Genomic DNA, 20,532 nt, shown 5'->3' on the forward strand with positions numbered 1-20,532 from the left:
CGTTATTCATGACCAATAATCCCTCTGATACCCGTATTAAAAAGCTATCGCCGCTGCTCATCAACCAATTGGCAGCTGGTGAGGTAGTAACGCGTCCTGCCGCCGTGGTCAAAGAGTTGCTTGAAAATGCCATCGATGCGGGTGCGACTCATATTGAGGTACATGTTACTCAAGGGGGCATGGGGATGATCGAAGTGGTGGATAATGGGATTGGTATCCATCCTGATGATATGATCATGGCGATTACTCGTCATGCAACCAGCAAAGTGGCTGATGTGGCCAATCTACACGGTATTATGACCTTGGGTTTTCGAGGCGAAGCATTGGCGGCAACGGCGGCGGTTTCTCGTTTGACACTGATTAGCAGTCATGATCATAGTGGTATCGGTCGTCAACTCCAAGTTGCTGGGGTATTGGATGACATACCAAGACTGTCGCCTGTTGTACACAATCGTGGTACGACAATTACGGTCAGAGACTTATACTTTAATGTACCGGCACGCCGAGGCAATTTAAAATCAATGGCCATCGAGTTTGGTCATATTGAGACTGTGGTTCGTGAGGTTGCCTTGGCACGAGCGGATATTACCATCACCCTTTTTCACGATAAGAAAAAACGACTGTCATTATCTGCAAGCACCATATCTACCAATACCGTCGATGGCGATAACAACCGTTTATCCGTGTCCCGTCTTGAGCAAGCCATGGGTGTCTCGTTAACAGATAACGCTATTGAAGTCGCTGTGGACTTATCGGGCTTGGTGCAGCCACCGATAGGATACGATGTCAATCAAAGCGAGCGCCATGCGGGTATTACTGGCTGGTTGTGGCCGATGCATGAAAAAAATGATGCATTGCCAAAATTGATTTATGTGAATGGTCGATTGGTCAAAGAAGCCATCATTAGCAATCAGCTTCGACAAATCGCCCAAGAGGCGCAGCTGGCAGGTATTGGCTACGCACTCTATTTTGACTTACCTATTGAATGGTTGAATGTCAATGTACATCCATCCAAACAGCGGATTAGAATCAGCCCGTTAAATAATATTATGGCACATTTAAGTCATACGCTACGCCCAAAGCTTGTGGCACGCAAGTTGAGAAATAATATTCAACAAGACAAGAGAGTATCAAGCGATGTCTTTTCAAATATTGATTCTATAAATACTGGTTCTGCACATGCTGATGTTATAAATCAGCCATCTGATAAAGACTTACCAAAGACTGGCTCGATCAATCATAATGATGTTACACAAGGCAGGCAGGTGCAGTCGCCAAAAGCTTCCTATCAATCCTCAGAGAAGAGTGAATACCCTAAGCATGTAGACTCTTTTATTAGGGAGCCTTTGAGCCCAAGCTCTAGTACGCCCAATATGCCTACAACTGATGCTGCTGCGGTTCGGAGTAGATCCTCTGGTGATATAGCGTCTTTACCGCATTGTCTAGATGTCATTACTGGCGTGAGCGATGTGGTTTCCGAGTCTATCATTGGTCAGTATCGTTATGATAAACCGCTACCTTGGTTACTTTTTTATTATCAAAGGCAGTGCCTATTGATTGGCGCAGAGGATTGGCGAGTGCAAGTTGGCTTGTTGTTTGAATCTACAGTATTAGATAGTCATATATCCAAAAATCGCAAAATTCATGCCAATGAGATCAATCAACAACTAGCGACCATAAGTGCTCAAATGACGCAGCAGGACTTAGCATTATTTATAACGGATATTGAAGCTTTGTTAATGAGTAATGCCATAAAAGTGATCAATCGTGATCAGCTAGTTGCATTGATGCTCACATCCATATAAGCATCATTACTTACCATACAAATTAATACTAAAGGCAATTCTATGAGACAGTCGTCTGATAGCCTATCTCACCATCTCACAGATAATAGTGTGGTGTGCTTGATGGCACCAACAGCAAGTGGTAAAACCGCTTTGGCCTATGAGCTTTATGATACAGGGCGTTATGAGCTGATATCAGTAGATTCAGCGCTGATATATCGTGATATGAATATTGGAACCGCCAAACCAACGACTGCTGAGCTTACGCGTTATCCTCACCATTTAGTAGATATTGTTGACCCGATGCAAAGCTATAGCGTGGCAGAGTTTGTCAATGATGTTGCGCAGCTGATTGATAACTGTCACCAAAATGGCAAAATACCTCTACTTGTAGGCGGTACAATGATGTATTACATGGCGCTGCTTGATGGATTGTCTCCTGTACCAGATAGCGATCATGACGTGCGCGCACGCGTGGAGCAATGGCGACAAGAAGAAGGCATCGATGCACTATATGAGTATCTGAGTAAAGTGGATCCAGCAAGTCATCAGCGTCTCAATGCGACTGACACCCAGCGCATCACCCGTGCAGTCGAAGTGTATTTACAAACCAATACTCCAATCAGTGACTGGCAAGCTCAGCCCAAACAGGCATTGGCACAAAACCCAAATCAGCAGTGGTACGCACTAGGTGTTATGCCAGATCGTCCATGGCTGCACACACGCATTGAGCAACGCCTAGAGATTATGTGGAATGATGGCTTGGTAGCTGAAGTCATTGATTTACTGAATAAATACCCTTTGACACCCAACTTACCTTCTATGCGCTGCGTGGGTTATCGGCAAGTTTTAGAGTACTTAGTACAGATTGAGCACCCAGTATTTGAGCAACCGCATTTGGACAAAGCCGTGTTTTATGATGCGTTTAAAACGGAGAAAGACACAGCCTACAAGAATACGAAGGCAGAAAATACGTTGCAAATACTATCGCAATCAATTACCTCAGATGCACAGATTCAGGCGCTTGCTTGTCAGCAAATGCAAAATAAGGCATTATATGCTACAAGACAGCTTGCAAAGCGTCAGTACACGTGGCTAAGAAAAGTAAGTCAGTTATCTGATGCTTCAGTAGATTCATCGATTAACGCTAGCCCAATCGATACTCAAAACGCTCTTATTAATCGAGGTATAAAGATAGAGATGTTTACCTCTATGGCGCAAGCAAAAGATTATTTACAATAATAACTCATTATTGTAAATAATAAGGGCATAAAATTTAGACTATTCTCAAAAGATAGTTTCTTAACCATATCGCTCAGTAAAAGTTTTTATAAACAAACAATACAGCGATGACAATTAGTTTCAAAATACACCTTTGATAACTGTTATAATTTGATTTAGTTGTAATAATAAACTGGACATTGGTCTTGTTCGCCTCTAATTATTACTGATTAGTGAGTGTTTATATGGTTTTTTAATGAGATAAGCAGCTGTTACATTGCTCATCGCATGAATATATTTATAGTCACTTAATATCGGTAAAGCACGTTGAATGTTTATTTAGATACGTTTTAAAAAGAAAACCTAGCATTGTATCTACCTTTGGCCATTATAATGACAGTAACACTTAAAATAATTGGCACTTAAAATATAACTACATAATATTTAGGAGAGATTTCATGTCAAAAGGACAAACTTTACAAGATCCGTTCTTGAATTCGCTGCGCAAAGATCGCATTCCTGTTTCTATTTTTTTGGTTAATGGTATCAAGCTGCAAGGGCAGATTGAGTCTTTTGATCAATACGTAGTATTGCTTAAAAATACTGTCAGTCAGATGGTATACAAACATGCCATTTCAACCGTTGTGCCAGCGCGTAATCCTCGTAGTGCAACCACAGGCGCCAGTAGCCAAGCGCAGGGCGTAGCACCAGCTGGCTATCAAGGCGGTGGCTTCGAACGTGGTAATAATCCAGCCAGTGCAGGCGGCTTTGAAGAACGTGGTTTTGCTGCCAATCGTAGCGGTTTTAATCGCGGTGGCTTCAGTCAAGGTCAAGATCGTGGTTTTGAACGTGGCAGCTTTGGTCAGAGTCAGGAGCGTGGTTTTGAGCGTGGTGGTTTTGGTCAAGACCGTGGTTTTGATAACTCGATGGAAACTCCAAGATTTGAAGACAAGCCAAATGACGGTTCTGATGAGAATAACGGCTAAGTGTGTGCATTATTGAAGATGCGCTGTTGAGACATGTTTATTTGATCAAGACCTGCTTCTAATAGTGGGTTTTTTTTGTTTGAATGAATATGTCGAGAACAGCTGTTTGGCACTATGTGTGAAGATAACGGCCTTTGATTTCGTAGATTATTATTAATATGAGACATAGTATAGTAAAATACTATGCTGATTCATTATAAAAATAGAGTGGATTCATGAGTAATACCCAAGTCGATTTAACCTATGAGCAATTTATAAGCACCGCTATAGAGGCGATTAATACTGAGATCTCTGCCTTGTCATTATTGACTGAGCAGATAGATGATAGGTTTGCGCAAGCGTGTGATATTATTTTGGCTTGTAAGGGCCGTGTGGTCGTCACTGGTATGGGCAAGTCGGGACTGATTGGCCGAAAGATAGCAGCGACCTTTGCATCGACTGGTACGCCAGCTTTTTTTATGCATCCGGGCGAAGCGGGACATGGCGATTTGGGTATGCTGGTGAAGGGTGACGTCTTGCTGGCAATTTCTAATTCTGGGGAGTCAGATGAGATTAAGATGCTGTTGCCTGTTGTAAAACGGTTAAACATTCCTTTGATTAGCATCAGTCGTGACAAGCGTGGGATGTTGCCACATGCGGCCGATATCGTTTTGACGCTTGGTAAGTCGCAAGAAGCATGCCCATTGAACCTTGCACCTACTTCAAGTACAACAGCAACGCTCGCGCTAGGAGATGCCTTGGCTGTTGCCTTAGTACACGCCCGCAACTTTACTTCAGAAGATTTTGCTTTATCGCATCCTGCAGGCGCATTGGGTCGTCAATTACTGACGCGAGTTGAGGATTTGATGCATACTAAGTCTGAGTATTTGCCTCTCATTCATCAAGATGAGCCACTACAAGAAGCTCTATTTACCATGTCTGCTGGTCGTTTGGGTATGACAGTAGTGACTGACGACAATGATAAGGTTGTTGGGGTGTTCACAGATGGCGACTTACGCCGTGGCCTAGAGAAAGGTATTGATCTAAAAACGCCAATGCGTGAGCTGATGGTAAGCAATCCGCGCCATGTTAATAAGACCATGCGCGCATCTGATGCACTTAGTGTGATGAATGAAAGCGGCATCAGTCAGTTGTTGATTATTGATGAAAATAATTGCCTAGAAGCGATTATTACTGTACATGATTTGCTGCAAGCTGGCGTGAAATAACGACTGTATTAAAAATGGCCTTTAATAAGAGACAACAGATGCAAGACTTAATCAAAAAAGCGGGACAAGTGAAGCTGTTAGTAATGGACGTTGATGGTATTTTATCAAATGGCCAAATCATTTATGATGCTAATGGTGTCGAGACCAAAGCATTCTCTGTTCAGGATGGCGTCGGCGTTAAGTCTCTGGCGCGTTATGGGATTTTGACGGCTATCATTACAGGTCGTAGTAGTGCCATGGTCGATAAGCGTGCTACAGAAATGGGCGTCAATTATGTGGTGCAAGGTCGTGATGATAAGCTGATTGCATTAAACGAGCTGTTGTCTACGCTTGATCCTGCTCTCGGTATTACCGCTGCTGATTGTGCTTATATGGGCGATGATTTGCCAGATATCAAAGCGATGCAAACTGTAGGATTTGCGGCCACAGTCCCGAATGCGCATGCAGAAGTTATTAATCGTAGCGATATGGTGACGACTCGCGCAGGTGGTACAGGTGCCGTACGAGAAATCTGTGATTTGATATTAAAAGGTCATGGTTATTATCAAGACTTTATCGCACACTATACACTTGATGAAGCAAAAACTCAGGATGATTTGTCGTGAATACTCGTGTCTTAATAATCCTTGCATTGATTGTGGCTGGTATTGCAGGCTGGTTTTTTCAGCAGCAAGGTGAAGTATCGCCGCCTGTTAGTATGGGAACGTCTGATGTTGATTATGAAGCAACAGAGATCAAAGCGGTGCAGACCAATGAGAAAGGCGAGACAGAATACGAGCTTACTGCTGAATCATTGAAGCACAATCCACAAACCAATTTAGATGAGATGTCAGGCATTACCATGAATTGGGAGCCGTCACCCGAGCAACGCTATCGTATTGAAGCGGGTAGTGCGGCAATCAGTCAGCAGACGGGTGATCTTAATTTATCAGGGGGATTTACCTTAGTTAGTGAAGGCAACAAAGGTGGGTCTGATATTGAACCGATAAAGGTAACTGGTAATACCCTCAAAGGTAACACCAAATCTGGGAAAGTCTATAGCGAAGAGCCTGTCAAAATTGAACAAGGTATGAATCGGTTTGAAGCCTCAAGCATGACAGCCAATCTTGAAACAGGTGAGTATGAGTTTGGTCAAGTTGCTGTTGCTTTTACGCCTTCTGATCGCCAAGATAAAGCGTTGTTCTGATCTCAGTTGCGTTTATACTAAACCATATGACAAAGCACTAGCTCGCATGAAGTTTGCAAATCCTACTACCCCTTATAAACGAGTGATTTTTATGACATCTAAATTTTTGCCTACTTTGCGCTCATCATTGACCCGCTCTCATTCAACACTGTATCGCTTGCGTCGATTGCAAGCGTTGCCAGTAGTCATGCTTTTGGCGCTACCGCTTTATAGTCACGCATTGCCATCAGATGCCAATCAAGAGATTAAACTGTTGGCTGATAAAGCAACTTATAGTGAACGTACAGGCGTTACCAGTTACTCTGGTAGTGTTATTATCACTCAGGGTACATTCAAGATGACGGCTGATAATATCACTGTCAATTTGTCACAACAGCGTAGTATCAACTCTGCTGTAGCAACTGGACGTCCAGCGACAATGCAGCAAGTCGTCACGCAGGAAAAAGGCCTAGCCAAAGGTCAAGCTAATAAAATCGATTATAATGCGGTCACAGGCATCATTACATTGACAGGGAATGCAAAATTGGTTCAAAACGGAGCGAGTTTTGCAGGTAATGTCATTCGCTATAGCCTAAAAGCAGGTGACGTTGAAGCGACGGCAGGTGGTAATCAACGAGTAGAGCTTGTTTTCCCGCCAAGCGGTAACAATAGCCAAAGTGGTGTACGCTAATAAGAAGAGACTGAATCGTTCATTTATCGATACACAAACAAGTCCGTATGTCTCTAACGGTGCTTGTATGTCGCCACAGTATGAGTAAGTTATGAGTGATAATAAAAATGCAGATTCTTTAATAACCGATGCACCTGCTGCGCGATTAACCATGCAAAATTTGGGTAAACGCTATGGCAAACGTTGGGTGGTTAAAGACGTTTCTTTTTCTGTTGAGCAAGGTCAAGTTGTTGGACTGTTAGGCCCCAATGGTGCGGGCAAGACCACCAGTTTCTACATGGTGGTTGGTCTGGTCAATATGGATAAAGGACGTGTCACCTTAGGAAAAATGGACTTGTCTAAATATGCAATGCATGAGCGCGCGCGCGCGGGTATTGGTTATTTGCCACAAGAAGCCTCTATTTTTCGTAAATTATCTATTGAAGACAATATTTTGGCTATTTTGCAAACCCGCAAAGAGTTAAATGTAAGCCAGCAGCGACAAGAGCTTGAAAAATTGATTGGCGAGTTCCATCTAGAACACGTACGCAAGTCATTAGGTATGAGTGTCTCGGGTGGTGAGCGTCGTCGCTGTGAGATTGCTCGTGCCCTAGCTGCCAATCCAAAATTTATCTTACTAGATGAGCCTTTTGCAGGGGTTGATCCTATCTCTGTGGGTGATATCAAAGACGTTATTTTGACCCTCAAGAATCGGGGAATTGGTGTACTCATAACCGACCATAATGTTCGTGATACGTTGGCGATTTGTGAAAAGGCATATATCGTATCAGAAGGTGCGATTATTGCTGAAGGAACCTCTGATGAGGTCTTAGATAATGAGCTGGTGAAGTCTGTCTATTTGGGTAAAGACTTTCAAGTATAGGTCAATATATCAAGACATATTAAACCCGATATCTACGTTTAATGCTGGTTCAAAATTTTAAAGTAAAATCTTGAGCCAACTGTCACTAATCCTCTTTTCTTATGTATACATTCTTCTTATATTTTGCATTGTCTCTTCTATAAAACTAAGCCAGTTATATCGACTATAGGCTTCCCTGAAAAACTATTCTTAAATTAACGCTCATTGAAGCGTCACGTTATTTTATTCATTATTCTCGATTGACCCTCTGAATAAGGCTGATAGGTTATGGCAAAAAGTAAAAGTAGTTATGTCTGCCAACATTGCGGAGCGCATTTTGGAAAGTGGGCTGGACAGTGTACAGATTGTGGCGAGTGGAACAGTCTGGTGGAAGCGCCAAATGTCAGTATGCCGCACCATAATAAAAATACGACCAAGCCCAATGCCAGCCGTGCTACTCCTCGCAATACTAGCACGCCAGCTGGAAATTACTCTGGTACTCATAGTGCCGTTATGCCTCTCAATGCGGTTAGTGTCACATTAGATACTCGCTTACCAACAGGTATCAGCGAGTTTGATCGTGTGCTTGGTGGCGGTTTGGTTGCAGGTTCCGTCGTATTGATCGGGGGCGACCCTGGCATTGGTAAGTCGACAATCTTGTTACAGACGGCGACCAACATGGCCCGTGCTGACTCACTGGCAGGTAGTGCATTATATGTCACTGGCGAGGAATCACTAGCACAGGTTGCTATGCGGGCTAAGCGTTTAGATTTGCCTGCTGACAGATTGAGAGTATTGGCCGAAACCAATGTTGAAACCATTTGCGCTGCACTGACACAAGAGCAGCCTGCCATTGCCATTATTGACTCTATTCAGACTATTTATACGGACGCGATCAATTCAGCACCAGGTGGCGTTAGTCAAATTAGAGAGTCGGCTGCGATTCTGACGCGCTATGCTAAGCAAACGGGTACTGCGCTATTCTTAGTGGGTCATGTGACTAAAGAAGGAACGCTCGCAGGCCCACGCGTCCTTGAGCATATGGTTGATACGGTATTGTACTTTGAAGGTCAGTCTGATTCACGCTTTCGAATGATTCGCGCAGTCAAAAATCGTTTTGGCGCAGTTAATGAGCTGGGTATCTTCGGTATGACGGATATGGGTCTCAAAGAGGTTGCCAATCCATCGGCGATATTTTTAAGCCGCTATGATAAACCTGTCGCAGGCTCTGTGGTGATGGTGAGTCGTGAAGGCACGCGACCGCTATTGGTTGAGGTGCAGGCATTGGTTGATGATTCGCAAGGGCAACCGAGACGTATGGCTCTAGGCTTAGATTTTCAGCGCTTATCTATGCTATTGGCTGTCATGCACCGTCATGGCGGTATCCATACTAGCGGACAAGATGTATATGTCAACGTGGTTGGTGGGGTCAAAGTGATCGAAACAGGATCAGATTTGGCAGTATTATTGGCTTGTGCCTCTAGTATTAAAGAGAGAGCATTGCCATCTTCACTGGCGGTATTTGGTGAGGTGGGGTTATCTGGAGAGATTCGCCCCGTACCCAACGGACAAGAGCGTTTAAAAGAAGCCATGAAACATGGATTTAAACACGCTATCATCCCGAAAGCCAATGCACCTGCTAAGAATTCGCCACAATTTAAAGGTATTAATGTCATTGCGGTAGAGCGTCTGGATGATGCGATTGAAAGCGCTTTTGAGCTGTAAATTCATCTATTATTAGTTCAATATAAGCACGCGTCAGTGTGACTGGAATGCTTATCTTTAAACGAGAAGTGATGCTTATTTTTATGACAAGCATTAGCCAAAAAAAGAGCGCCTAACTATTAACCAAGTTAGGCGCTCTTTTTTGCTCTGGTTTATAACCATAAAGCTAAAACTATGGACCTGAAACACGCTCGATAGCAACGTTACCAACACCTTTACTCGTGATACCTAGACGCTTCGCAGCACCATAAGATAAGTCCATCACACGGTTGCCATGAAATGGACCGCGGTCATTGACTTTTACCACGACGCTTTTGCCATTTGTTTTATTGGTCACTTTAACGTAACAGTTAAGCGGTAATGAACGATGAGCGGCTGTCAAAGCATTCATATCAAATGTTTCGCCACTGGCTGTTTTGCGACCATGGAACTTACGACCGTACCAAGACGCCAAACCAGTTTGTTTGAATTTACTCACTGAGTTAGAAGCCACTGCGGTCAGACGTTCTAATACATCTTCATCATTACTGGCTAGTGTGGTATCACTTGCTAGTAGAGAGCTGTTGAGTGCTAGCGAAGTGGGTTGACGTGCTGATTTGACCAAACTTGATGCACCGTCATGTTGACGGCTAAGTTCACCAAGTACACGATCGATGTGGGAGGCGTTATCTTGTGAGATCATCGCAAGAGAGGTTTTTGCTTCTACCGCATTTGCATTGGTAGCGACTGCAGAGCCAGCAAACAATATAGCTGACATAGTAAGTAGACCAGATAAACGCTTATTCATAGATACCTCTATAACTTATATATCAAAACCTAGCTCTAATCATCGTTAGATTGAGTGTATAAGTAATAGACCAATCTAATACTCACACAAGCTCTAAAGCCTTCCATCAATGCATTGTCTATATCATCGTTGATGTCAAATTATGGCTTTTATAGATTTTAATATATGGTAATTTTCATTTCATTATAATAAGTGGGTAACGGCAACATAGCCGATAATACTTATAAAACGCTCAAATGATAGTTAGTAATACGGGTAAGCCCATAATTTACAATAAGAATCTGGGTGCTAATACCACTATATGCCAAATTTACAAAATCTCTTTCTTTGCTAAATTAATATGTTTTTTAAAGGACATTACGTATTGCTTTGTTATTAAAACGTTAATTAAGTAGTGTATTTGAAATTCGTAAATCTATAAGCTGCTAACTATACGTAAGGGCTATAACCAAACTATAATTAAATGCAAAGTTTATTAGCAGCTATGTACGGGTTATGTATCACGCTGCAATAAAACGAGGTTAACGCAATTATTTGTAAAAAACAAGGACTAAGTTCTTTTTAACCGCAGTGTCAAACCTCGTGATTCTGAAGAAATCCTTATAAAATGCATACTAAAACCAAAAAAATTACAGTCAATAATAATAACTTTTTTGTAACTACTGTCAAAAAGTTATAGCCCCTGACCGCTCCTAAGTTGATTTAAGGATATCAATCATGACTATTCATGTTTTTAGAGTAATGGAATCAGTAACAGATTAGAAGAGTAATCGTCTACGTGAAATGATTACGCAAATTTCTTTGTTCAAACTGAAATAAGACGGGCGTTAGCAAGAAGGGTAGGAATGCCAGTTGAAAAATAAACAGCATTCTTATGTAGCTTATAAAGATTGGATACTAACTTTGCATCATATTTATTATAGCGAGGAGGTTTATATAATGGGTTTACTGACACATTTCAAGGGCATTGTAAGATAAAAGTGACAGTAAACCGTTGATTTATATATAATTTGGTAGACTGGAGCCTAGTTGCTTTTATGCGTATGAATAGACATCAATAGCCCAAATCCAGCCATTAGGGTGACGATAGCTGTACCGCCATAACTGATGAAAGGTAAGGGTACACCAACGACAGGCAAAAGACCGCTGACCATCCCAACATTAACAAACACATAAACAAAGAAAGACATGGCAATAGCGCCAGCTAACAATCTGCTATAAACGTCAGGATGCGTAAACGCAATATACAACGCGCGCATAAGCAAACAAGAGTAAATAAACATCAATAGCATGACGCCTAACAGACCAAACTCCTCGGAGAAAGCGGCGATGATGAAATCGGTATGACCTTCTGGTAAGAAATGCAAATGGGATTGTGTGCCTTCCAAATAGCCTTTACCAGTGAGACCACCTGCACCGATAGCCGTTTTCGATTGAATGATATTCCAGCCAGCCCCTTGGACATCTGCTTCTGGATTGAGTAGGGTCAAGACACGTGTGCGTTGATAATCATGTAATAAAAAATTCCATGCAAAAGCAATAAAAGGCACGGCTAAAATGGCAGCGGCTGAAATCAATCGCCAAGACAACCCTGCCAAAAACAGGACAAATATACCACTGCCTGCTACCAGAAGCGATGTACCAAGATCAGGCTCTTTAGCAATCAGTAATACGGGAACAACGATCAAGGTCAAGGTAATCGCAATACTCGAAAAAGAAGGTGGCAGGTCACGTTTGGATAAAAACCAAGCGCACATCATGGGCATACCCAGTTTCATAAATTCAGACGGTTGTACACTACCAAATCCGGGTAAATTAATCCAGCGCTGAGCACCCATACGTACTTCGCCGATGATATCGACCAAAATCAGCAGCACTAAGCCAAGTACATAAAAAATAGGCGTAAAGGTGCGATAGATACTGGGTGGTATCTGCGCCATAGTAAACATAACCGAAAAAGCCACCCCATAGCTGACCATTTGACGTATGACCATATTCACTTCTTGGCCAGAAGCGCTGTATAAAATTGTCAGACCAATACAGCAAACCGTTAACAAAAGAAGGGTCAACCAAGGATCTATATGTATACGTTGCCATAGTGTCGGTGCATGACCTTGACCTAAGTGATGGCTTTGACGTGAAAAACGATACTGCAGGTTAGAAGACATAGGCAAAAGGTGACTAGCAATTGAAGGAGTAAGGAGTTTTTACTTAAAAAGAAGGCTCAAAATGTGACAATACTGTGTCTATTCTAATTGAACATCAACAATAAGGTAACGTACAAGTACCAAAATCACGTAATTATAAAAACTGTGAGGATAAGTGTTAATTACGAATATCACCTCTCTAATTAGAGACGATAGTTTAGCTTGCTTACCAAAAATTTGATAGTATCGATAAAACCTTTTTATTGGTAGTTTCTTGCAATGACCAACACAAAAAATTCTACTTACAGACAAATTCACAAACCGCTTGTCGTACTATTTATCTGTGCCAGCAGTCTCTCTGCCCAAGCCGCTTTACTGAGTGACAGCAGTGAGCGCCGTATTCAAATACGTCAGGGTAATAACACCGATAGTATTAATGCTTATATCAGCGCTTCTACCAATGCTTCAAATCACAGTCCTGGTGTAACGATGCTAAGCGGTGCAAATACTGGCGATAGTATGCAAGGGCTCATTGCCCAAAAGCAGCGTGATTTTACGCCCAATGCAAACATATCGATTCAAGAGAGCAAGCAGGTAAATATCAATCGCCGTACGCCTGTATATAGCACCACTTATAATAAATACAGTACCGCAAACAATACTTATAATAGTACCAATAGTGACTCTAGCAACATAAGTTTTAATGCGTGGTTAAACAGCAATAGCTACCGTGCTCAGCAAGTTGCAGAATATCAACGATATCTGACTACAAGAGTAGGAGCGCGAAACGTACCACCCTTGTCGCAACTGCTCACTACAGCGCGTAGCTGGGACAAATGTGGCTATGAGCCTTACCAGTTACCCCCACAAGAGTTATGGGCAAATATAGTACCGACGTTACGTTTGTATACTGAGCTCAAAAACCAAGGCATTATTCCAGCCACCAGTGAGATACGCTCGGTATATCGCAGTCCTGGCTTAAATAATTGTGCAGGTGGTGCAGACAGTAGCAAGCACATGAATGGAAGTGCAATGGATATCTGGGTACCAGAGTACGAAGATAATTTGTGGCAGCGCAGTACCATGCAAGATGGTTTGTGTCAGTTTTGGCAGTATCAAGGAAAAGAGCACAATTTTGGTTTGGGATTGTATGCCACAGGCGCCATTCATTTAGATACAGATGGTTACCGCAAATGGGGTTTTAACCATGCTAGTAGTAGCTCTTCTTGCCGTTACTAATTGATCTTATCTATAAACCATTCGGACTTTAGATGAGCATTTTGCAAGGCGAGAAATAGAATAACACTCATAAAGATTGGTACAGAAGTTCAAATATTGTAGATTTAAAAGATAGACGGTCAAGTCATCATAAATTTTCTAACACTCATAAATTGTGCTTTAATAGTAAGTTTTATTCACTTTATATTTTTGATGCATAAAGTAAAAAAACAGCACTGACTATGAGCAGGATTTATGAAAAAACGGTATTCAATAATACCTAAAGATGACGATTCTGGTAAATCAAAAAGGACTTTTCTACGACCAAACAATATAGCCGTGGCTTTGTTTGGTCTGGTTTTTCTGTTCTTACTATTTGTGAGTGCTTGTAGTCCAGAGACCTCGCCTGAAGACCATTCGTTGACGAGAGATAAATCTACCAAGCTCAACAGAAAAGCACAAAATGCGAAAGAGGTTGAGGAAAACATCAAAAACTCTTACGCCAGATTGGCGGCTGAGCGTACAGACCTTTGTCCAAAACTCATACAAGAAGAAGTGGGCAGTCAGGTCATCGAACGCACTAAAGAAGTTATGATAGACAACCATTGCGATTATTTTTTATACCCACGTAGTGGTCAAAGCATCTCTGTCAAAGTCAATGACAGTCAAATCGAAGCACTATTGATAGTACCTATGATGCATAATTTCGCCAATGGCGATTATAAGGTCGATTCTTACGACAAACATGTGATTCGATTGGCATATAATGGGGCAACTTATAAACCCAAAAATCTTGTGTATGACGTGGCCGTAACGGTTTCTGATTAATGGGTTCAGTTTTAAAGTGACATATATATTATTGGTATTTATACTAAATAAGGGGCGATGCTGTATGCATTGCCCCTTATTTATATGTCTTTTACCGCAGGTTTTATGACGATGGTTTTTTACCCTTTTTGTCTTTCCATGGGTCGTCTTGTCCAACGGTGACAATTAAAAAGTCTTCAGGTTTTAGGGTGTCGCGCATCGCTTGATTGACGCCTGCAAGCTTCACTTGATCAATACGATTGATATAGTTACTTAGATAGTCATTGGGTAATTGATAAAAATTCATCATACCGAGTAAGTTATTGATACCAGCATTGCTTGCAAAGCCCATCGGGAAGCTGTTTTTAAGATTGTCTGTTGTTAGGCGCATCTCACTATTGGTAATGCCTTGATCCAAAGTGTCATTGATGACGGCTAAGCTGGCATCAATGGCATCACGCGCTTTATCATTACGGGTCGAAAAACCAATCTGATAAGGGCCTTTGGCCAGCATCGGATTCATTGAGCCCGTAATTCCATAGGTATAACCAAGGTTTTGCCTAACCTCAGTCATCAAGCGTGCATTAAAACTGCTACCGGCCAGCACTTCATTACCCACCGCAAAATTGGTTTGTTGCTGCTGATCTTGTGGGTTGGTCGCACGTTTACTGCCCAATTGACCCATTAATATGGTGGTCTGAGTACTTGGAAACGGAATGTGGATGTGTTTTGTCTGATTGAGCGGTTTTGGCTCAGGTAACGTTGCGGCAGATTGACCAGCGGGTAATCCAGCAGTGATACCTTCTGCCAGTTTTTTCGCTTGTGCCAAGGTCAGATTGCCTGTCATCGCAATAGAAGCGTTGGCAGCAACCAAATAACGGTTTTTAAAGTCAATCAATTGTTGTCTGTCGATATTAGGTACAGTGTCTAAAGTACCAGCTGACGGATGGGCGTAAGGATGGTCACCATACAAGGCTTGGTTAAAAGCGTTACTTGCCAAACTGTTTGGGTCTTGCTTTTGCTGCTGTAAGCCCACCAGAAGCCGTGCTTTGTTGCGGGCTAATGTTTGATCGTCAAAAGCAGGATCAGTGAGCATCTGAGTCATTAAGTCGATACCAGGTAGTAAATGTTTGTCGTCAGACAAGCTACGCAGCGAGACGATAAACATATCCTTATAGGCACTGCTGTTTAGATCAATACCCAATGTTTCACCTGCTCGGGTGAACTCATCTTCATTGAGCTTGTTGGTGCCCTGTGTCAGCATCGTCGCAGTCATATTGGCAATACCAAAACCGTCTTTACGTATGCTGCCATCACGAGCGCTACCAGCGTTAAAACGCAAATCAATATCGACAATTGGTAGGGTGGTCGTTCTTACAAAGAGTACGGGCACGCCAGCTTTTGTTTTAAATTGTTGAATTTCGGGTGCGGTAACCTTTAAGGGCTTGGCCTTGTCAATGCTGGTCAATTTTGATAAGGCAGCAATTGGTGCGTTGGTGTCAACCAATGTCGCTGATCCACGAGGCTCTTCAGCACCTGCGGTCTCTGCCTGTGCTGTCACAGTCAGCGTTGTAAGACCTAATAATACGCCAACGCTCAGACTGGATAATTTCTTGAGCGTAGATGTGGCTACTAGCGTTGAGGGGCGCGCGTTATTCAACGACTTTTTTCTAATTTGATATAAATCACTGGGTTGGGTCATGGTTTTCTTCTTATTAATGAAGCCTGCTTAGTTGGCTTTTTGATTGGATGAAGGAATCATGCATTATCATTACTAATCTTTTTTAGCAGCACTATCGTTGGGCGGTATGATATGCATCACTGTCAAATTATCCTTTACCAAGTACTTTTTACTTGCCGCTTGAATATCAGCAATCGTTACTTTATCGAGTTTGGCGGGTAGCTCGGCAAGCAGCCTGTCATCAAGACCAATAGACTGTAGTGAACCAATCATACGTGCTTGACCTTCCATACTATCTTGAGCGTAGACGAGACCTGTTACTGTGTTGGTTTTGGCACGACTGATTTCATCGGCGTTGATGGGGTCGGTCTTTAGCTTTTCTATTTCAGCGATGATGGCTTGTTGCGCTTGATCGAGGCTGACGCCTTCACGCGGCGTCGCCTGAATCAAAAATAGCCCGTCGCCACGATCTAGTAGGTCATAAGATGTACCTACTGTCGTCAAAAGGCCTTTTTCACGTATTAATCGACTCTCCAATCGTGCAGACAAACCGCCATCTAATACGTCCTGAGCCAATGACAGTGCATAAGCTTGATTTTCATTATTAGCACCTGCTGTTACCAGACTTGGTACGTTGTAACCCATCAATAGCACTGGAACTTGTACGGCTTGCTCAGAATCGACTTTCTGATAGCCACGGAAACCTTTTTGATTGACAGCAGGACGATTTGGCAGCTCGCTAGGGGACAGCTCACCAAAGTAACGTTTGACTTGCGCCAATACCTCTGTCGGCTCGACATCACCCACAATGACTAGTGTGGCATTGTTTGGGGCGTACCATGTCTTGTACCAGTCTTTTAGGTCTGAGAGCTTGATAGATTCCAGCTCATTCATAGGCCCAATGACAGACTCGCCTTTAGGGCTATCAGGTAAGGCAAGTAAACGAAACGACTCGTAGGCTTTAGCCAATGGATTGTCATCAGTGCGCTGGCGACGTTCTTCCATCACAACTTGATGCTCTTTAGCAAAAGCGTCATCGTTAAACATTAAGTTTTTCATGCGATCTGCTTCAAGCTCTAATGCTAAAGGAAAGCGGTTGGCCGGAAACAGCTCGTAGTAGCCCGTATAGTCATAGCTAGTAAAAGCATTATTGACGCCGCCGAACTTGGCAATCAAACGCTCATAATCATCACTTGAAACATTAGACGTGCCTTTGAACATCATATGTTCAAGCAAGTGAGAAATACCGCCTTTATCAGCGGGCTCATCTGTAGAACCCACCCGATACCAAATCTGTGTCATAACCACTGGTGCGCGATGATCTTCTTTTACCACTACTTTTAGGCCGTTTTCTAACTGATATTCATGTCGACCTGACGTATTCATGGTCAGCTCAGATGATATGTCTGTTTGCGCTTTTTTGTCTTGATCTGCTGTGTTTTGACCTGAAGTGTTCTGGCTCAGGGTATTTTTATTTGAAACCGCTTGGGTAGCTGGATTGTTGAGAGTAGAGGAGTTAGAGCCAATAGTACTGGTTTGGCAAGCAGCAAGCGTAGTGGTCATGGCCAGCGCACAGGCGATACGCAGCGAAAGAGTCGATAGAGGTAAAGACGATGACATGGTATGTTCTACTTATATAAATGACAAGTTGTAGAGGAAGGGATGGATGCACTACATCCAAATATAACCATAAACGGTTTTATAATGATTTGTGTGCCCCAACCATTACGCTGGCAGTCGGTTTAAATTCTTGTGTGGTTGTGCAACCTGAGACGGCTGATAGAGCAAATGTCGCAAATAATAAGGTGGCGCTCATAACCACTGTTTTTTTGCTTTGTCTTTTACGAAGAGTAGATAACGATGTCATGGGGGATTCCTATAAATTAAGTATAAAGTGACAAAAAAATGATGAAGTAAAGCTTGTTAGAGTAGGCGAAGTTCGTCTGATAAGAGGTCAGATTTTTGTGTCCAAATCTTAAGCAAAACTTTCTTAAACGCTCCATTAGTCTCTTGAACTTGTAAATTTTGATGATAGTCTACGATGGTAAGGTCTGAGAGCCACTTGAACTATGCTAAACTAGGCTAAAAATTGTCTGTCATAAGGCAGTATGCTTATGACGATGAATAAATCTACTTAAAATAAACGAATAATTGATAGTGATAACTTTTAGGGCGAACTTATGAACAATCCAAATAATAGCAATCGTGTGGTCATCAATCTTGACGGCGATCTTGATGACTTAGATGACGATGATATTACCTTACCCAGTCTGCCGACGCAATCTGTCCCCATCATTGACGAGACTGAAGAGACTGTCGCAACCAAAACGCCCAATAACAAAGGCATATCAGAGCAACAAGTCAATGATACGAGCGAGCAAGATATTGTCAGTACTGACGAATCCAATAGTATCGCTCTGGCCACGCCCGTTGGTATGACAGAAGGACAGAGTACCCTTCATAATACATTTGAAAGCTTTTCAGATGCCAAAGAGACAGAAGCAGCTGTCAATGTTAATACTAATGTTAACACCGATGCCATGTCTTCTATCCCAGCGATGCCGTTACAAGAGCAGCTAGGGGATACGCCAAGCGTTGCGCCTATGGACAACCCACCAAAAGCGCCAGAACTAGAAAACTCTGCTGTAGCATCACAAGAGACTCAAGAAAATAAAAAATCAGGCAGCTGGTTTAATCGTATGAAAACGGGGCTTAGTAAGTCGCGTAAGAATTTGGCTGAAGGTATGGTCAGTATTCTTATCGGTGGGAAAGAGATCGATGATGAGTTGTTAGAAGAAGTGGAAGATCAGTTGTTGGTTGCCGATATCGGTGTCAATGCCACCAATCGCATTATCAAAAGCTTAACTGAGCAGACGGCCCGTGGCGATCTAATCTATGCTCATTCATTGTATAAAGCACTACAAAGTGAGTTGGTTGATATCTTAACCCCTAAAGTCGAGCCACTCGTGATTGATACCAGTAAAAAACCTTTTGTTATCTTGATGGTGGGTGTCAATGGAGTGGGGAAAACCACTACCATCGGTAAGCTTGCTAAGCGTTTACAAGGTGAAGGCAAATCAGTCATGCTGGCGGCAGGTGATACGTTTCGTGCGGCGGCTACTGAGCAGCTACAAATTTGGGGTGAGCGCAATAACATCCCAGTCGTCGCACAAGGTCATGGTTCTGATAGTGCCTCTGTTATCTTTGATGCCATGCAATCTGCCAAAGCAAAAAATATTGATGTGCTCATAGCCGATACGGCAGGGCGTTTGCAAAACAAAACGCATCTGATGGCTGAGCTCGAAAAAGTAGTACGAGTCATGCGTAAAGCGGATCCAAGCGCACCGCACGAAGGCATGATTGTTCTTGATGCGGGCACTGGTCAAAATGCGATTAACCAAGTTGAATTATTTAATAAAGCAGTACCATTGACGGGTATTACTATTACTAAATTAGATGGTACGGCTAAAGGCGGGGTGGTCTTTAATATTGCTGAGACGACCGATGTGCCTATCCGTTATATTGGGGTAGGCGAATCAATTGACGATTTGCGTGCCTTTAGTCCAAAACAATTCGTTGCTGCATTGTTTGAAACAGACAATAAAGAGTAGCTAGAGTAATCATTGATATTGCCAGTAATCAGATAATAGGAAAGGAGTCTCAATATGATCGTTACCAGCGTTGCATTAACCGATATCGTTCATGACGATAGCTCATCACCTAAAGCAGCTTTGTTGCTGGCAAGCCACGTCATTAACAATACAGCAAAGCTGATTTGGTGTAATTGGCTTACGCTTGATGAGCACTGGCAAGATAAAATCAAACTCAAGGCTCTATCAAAGCATTATAAGTTTGATGCCGATGAGGTGATATTTATTGCAGCTGAGCAGTTAGATGCTAATGACAAGGAACAAGCGGTATTGCTGGCAAGCATTGCTCAGATACAGCATTATATGCAAGGACAGCGCTGCGACTTTGATTTGCCGATTGATACCAGTTCGGGTACAGAATTTCAGCAAAGAGTTTGGAACGCACTGCAAGAGATTGGATATGGCGAGACTATTAGCTATGCCACTCTTGCTCAACGAGTAGATAACCCCAAAGGCTTTCGCGCAGTAGCAAATGCTAATGGTAAAAATCCCTTTAGCGTGATTATTCCTTGTCACCGAGTCATTAGCAGTGATGGTAAACTTGGCGGTTATACAGGCGGGCTGGATAAAAAGGCATACTTGTTGGCACTAGAAGGGGTTCGTTGCAAAGTCTAGTTTGAG

General features: G+C 42.6%; 18 protein-coding genes. 13 read left to right on the forward strand and 5 right to left on the reverse strand.

Annotated features, from left to right (window positions below; all coding sequences use genetic code 11):
• Positions 1-8: 8 nt before the first annotated feature.
• From mutL to radA, 9 genes are all read left to right on the forward strand, one after another.
• Positions 9-1,805, forward strand: coding sequence for a DNA mismatch repair endonuclease MutL (mutL, locus tag CZ794_RS04795; RefSeq protein WP_087040534.1), 1,797 nt, complete (start codon positions 9-11; stop codon positions 1,803-1,805).
• A 42-nt stretch (positions 1,806-1,847) separates the two neighbouring features.
• The gene (gene miaA / locus CZ794_RS04800; RefSeq protein ID WP_087040535.1) at positions 1,848-3,026 is read left to right on the forward strand and encodes a tRNA (adenosine(37)-N6)-dimethylallyltransferase MiaA; all 1,179 of its coding nucleotides are present in this window, start codon (positions 1,848-1,850) and stop codon (positions 3,024-3,026) included.
• A gap of 437 nt (positions 3,027-3,463) precedes the next feature.
• Positions 3,464-3,991 (forward strand): RNA chaperone Hfq, encoded by a 528-nt coding sequence (hfq, locus tag CZ794_RS04805; protein WP_087040536.1) that lies wholly within the window; start codon positions 3,464-3,466, stop codon positions 3,989-3,991.
• Positions 3,992-4,206: 215 nt separating this feature from the next.
• Positions 4,207-5,199 carry an SIS domain-containing protein gene (locus CZ794_RS04810; protein ID WP_087040537.1) on the forward strand — a complete coding sequence of 331 codons (993 nt, stop codon included), beginning with the start codon at positions 4,207-4,209 and terminating at the stop codon, positions 5,197-5,199.
• A 38-nt stretch (positions 5,200-5,237) separates the two neighbouring features.
• Positions 5,238-5,804 (forward strand): HAD family hydrolase, encoded by a 567-nt coding sequence (locus CZ794_RS04815; protein ID WP_087040538.1) that lies wholly within the window; start codon positions 5,238-5,240, stop codon positions 5,802-5,804.
• A complete protein-coding gene (lptC, locus tag CZ794_RS04820; RefSeq protein ID WP_087040539.1) occupies positions 5,801-6,385 on the forward strand; it encodes an LPS export ABC transporter periplasmic protein LptC in 585 nt (194 codons plus the stop codon). The genes CZ794_RS04815 and lptC overlap by 4 nt, the downstream gene beginning before the upstream one ends.
• A 187-nt stretch (positions 6,386-6,572) precedes the next feature.
• The gene (gene lptA, locus CZ794_RS04825; RefSeq protein ID WP_179207253.1) at positions 6,573-7,055 is read left to right on the forward strand and encodes a lipopolysaccharide transport periplasmic protein LptA; all 483 of its coding nucleotides are present in this window, start codon (positions 6,573-6,575) and stop codon (positions 7,053-7,055) included.
• 91 nt (positions 7,056-7,146) lie between these two features.
• On the forward strand, positions 7,147-7,917 hold the full coding sequence (gene lptB / locus CZ794_RS04830; protein WP_087040541.1) for an LPS export ABC transporter ATP-binding protein: 771 nt from the start codon (positions 7,147-7,149) through the stop codon (positions 7,915-7,917).
• A 267-nt stretch (positions 7,918-8,184) separates the two neighbouring features.
• On the forward strand, positions 8,185-9,621 hold the full coding sequence (gene radA, locus CZ794_RS04835) for a DNA repair protein RadA (protein ID WP_087040542.1): 1,437 nt from the start codon (positions 8,185-8,187) through the stop codon (positions 9,619-9,621).
• Positions 9,622-9,793: 172 nt separating this feature from the next.
• On the opposite strand, the gene CZ794_RS04840 is transcribed toward radA, so the two are convergent.
• Both CZ794_RS04840 and rodA read right to left on the reverse strand, forming a co-directional pair.
• Positions 9,794-10,408 (reverse strand): septal ring lytic transglycosylase RlpA family protein, encoded by a 615-nt coding sequence (locus CZ794_RS04840; RefSeq protein WP_087040543.1) that lies wholly within the window; start codon positions 10,406-10,408, stop codon positions 9,794-9,796.
• 1,025 nt (positions 10,409-11,433) lie between these two features.
• Positions 11,434-12,576 carry a rod shape-determining protein RodA gene (rodA, locus tag CZ794_RS04845; protein ID WP_087040544.1) on the reverse strand — a complete coding sequence of 381 codons (1,143 nt, stop codon included), beginning with the start codon at positions 12,574-12,576 and terminating at the stop codon, positions 11,434-11,436.
• Positions 12,577-12,834: 258 nt separating this feature from the next.
• Between rodA and CZ794_RS04850 the strand changes: the two genes are divergently transcribed.
• Both CZ794_RS04850 and CZ794_RS04855 read left to right on the forward strand, forming a co-directional pair.
• Positions 12,835-13,794: a D-Ala-D-Ala carboxypeptidase family metallohydrolase gene (locus tag CZ794_RS04850; protein WP_087040545.1), complete on the forward strand. Its 960-nt coding sequence runs from the start codon at positions 12,835-12,837 to the stop codon at positions 13,792-13,794.
• Positions 13,795-14,028: 234 nt separating this feature from the next.
• Positions 14,029-14,601, forward strand: coding sequence for a hypothetical protein (locus CZ794_RS04855; protein ID WP_143515703.1), 573 nt, complete (start codon positions 14,029-14,031; stop codon positions 14,599-14,601).
• Positions 14,602-14,704: 103 nt separating this feature from the next.
• Here the strand turns inward: CZ794_RS04855 and CZ794_RS04860 are convergent, their stop codons facing one another.
• From CZ794_RS04860 to CZ794_RS14055, 3 genes are all read right to left on the reverse strand, one after another.
• Positions 14,705-16,282, reverse strand: coding sequence for a pitrilysin family protein (locus CZ794_RS04860; RefSeq protein WP_087040547.1), 1,578 nt, complete (start codon positions 16,280-16,282; stop codon positions 14,705-14,707).
• Positions 16,283-16,354: 72 nt separating this feature from the next.
• Entirely contained in the window at positions 16,355-17,881 is a 1,527-nt protein-coding gene (locus CZ794_RS04865; RefSeq protein ID WP_087040548.1) for a pitrilysin family protein, read from the reverse strand.
• 79 nt (positions 17,882-17,960) lie between these two features.
• Positions 17,961-18,128, reverse strand: coding sequence for a hypothetical protein (locus CZ794_RS14055; protein ID WP_179207246.1), 168 nt, complete (start codon positions 18,126-18,128; stop codon positions 17,961-17,963).
• 313 nt (positions 18,129-18,441) lie between these two features.
• Between CZ794_RS14055 and ftsY the strand changes: the two genes are divergently transcribed.
• Both ftsY and CZ794_RS04875 read left to right on the forward strand, forming a co-directional pair.
• Positions 18,442-19,872: a signal recognition particle-docking protein FtsY gene (gene ftsY, locus CZ794_RS04870; protein WP_087040549.1), complete on the forward strand. Its 1,431-nt coding sequence runs from the start codon at positions 18,442-18,444 to the stop codon at positions 19,870-19,872.
• A 54-nt stretch (positions 19,873-19,926) separates the two neighbouring features.
• Entirely contained in the window at positions 19,927-20,526 is a 600-nt protein-coding gene (locus CZ794_RS04875; RefSeq protein WP_087040550.1) for a methylated-DNA--[protein]-cysteine S-methyltransferase, read from the forward strand.
• Positions 20,527-20,532 lie beyond the last annotated feature (6 nt).

The sequence above is a fragment of the Psychrobacter sp. JB385 genome (assembly GCF_900163785.1).
Taxonomy (GTDB): domain Bacteria; phylum Pseudomonadota; class Gammaproteobacteria; order Pseudomonadales; family Moraxellaceae; genus Psychrobacter.

What these genes read in the sequence shown, in the direction of transcription:
- CZ794_RS04855 (WP_143515703.1), top strand. Translation starts at nt 14,029, where the DNA reads ATGAAAAAACGGTATTCAATAATACCTAAAGATGACGATTCTGGTAAA.
- ftsY (WP_087040549.1), top strand. Translation starts at nt 18,442, where the DNA reads ATGAACAATCCAAATAATAGCAATCGTGTGGTCATCAATCTTGACGGC.
- CZ794_RS04875 (WP_087040550.1), top strand. Translation starts at nt 19,927, where the DNA reads ATGATCGTTACCAGCGTTGCATTAACCGATATCGTTCATGACGATAGC.
- CZ794_RS04865 (WP_087040548.1), bottom strand. Translation starts at nt 17,881, where the DNA reads ATGTCATCGTCTTTACCTCTATCGACTCTTTCGCTGCGTATCGCCTGT.
- lptB (WP_087040541.1), top strand. Translation starts at nt 7,147, where the DNA reads ATGAGTGATAATAAAAATGCAGATTCTTTAATAACCGATGCACCTGCT.
- CZ794_RS04815 (WP_087040538.1), top strand. Translation starts at nt 5,238, where the DNA reads ATGCAAGACTTAATCAAAAAAGCGGGACAAGTGAAGCTGTTAGTAATG.
- rodA (WP_087040544.1), bottom strand. Translation starts at nt 12,576, where the DNA reads ATGTCTTCTAACCTGCAGTATCGTTTTTCACGTCAAAGCCATCACTTA.
- CZ794_RS04840 (WP_087040543.1), bottom strand. Translation starts at nt 10,408, where the DNA reads ATGAATAAGCGTTTATCTGGTCTACTTACTATGTCAGCTATATTGTTT.
- CZ794_RS04850 (WP_087040545.1), top strand. Translation starts at nt 12,835, where the DNA reads ATGACCAACACAAAAAATTCTACTTACAGACAAATTCACAAACCGCTT.
- CZ794_RS04860 (WP_087040547.1), bottom strand. Translation starts at nt 16,282, where the DNA reads ATGACCCAACCCAGTGATTTATATCAAATTAGAAAAAAGTCGTTGAAT.
- miaA (WP_087040535.1), top strand. Translation starts at nt 1,848, where the DNA reads ATGAGACAGTCGTCTGATAGCCTATCTCACCATCTCACAGATAATAGT.
- radA (WP_087040542.1), top strand. Translation starts at nt 8,185, where the DNA reads ATGGCAAAAAGTAAAAGTAGTTATGTCTGCCAACATTGCGGAGCGCAT.
- CZ794_RS04810 (WP_087040537.1), top strand. Translation starts at nt 4,207, where the DNA reads ATGAGTAATACCCAAGTCGATTTAACCTATGAGCAATTTATAAGCACC.
- lptA (WP_179207253.1), top strand. Translation starts at nt 6,573, where the DNA reads ATGCTTTTGGCGCTACCGCTTTATAGTCACGCATTGCCATCAGATGCC.
- hfq (WP_087040536.1), top strand. Translation starts at nt 3,464, where the DNA reads ATGTCAAAAGGACAAACTTTACAAGATCCGTTCTTGAATTCGCTGCGC.
- mutL (WP_087040534.1), top strand. Translation starts at nt 9, where the DNA reads ATGACCAATAATCCCTCTGATACCCGTATTAAAAAGCTATCGCCGCTG.
- CZ794_RS14055 (WP_179207246.1), bottom strand. Translation starts at nt 18,128, where the DNA reads ATGACATCGTTATCTACTCTTCGTAAAAGACAAAGCAAAAAAACAGTG.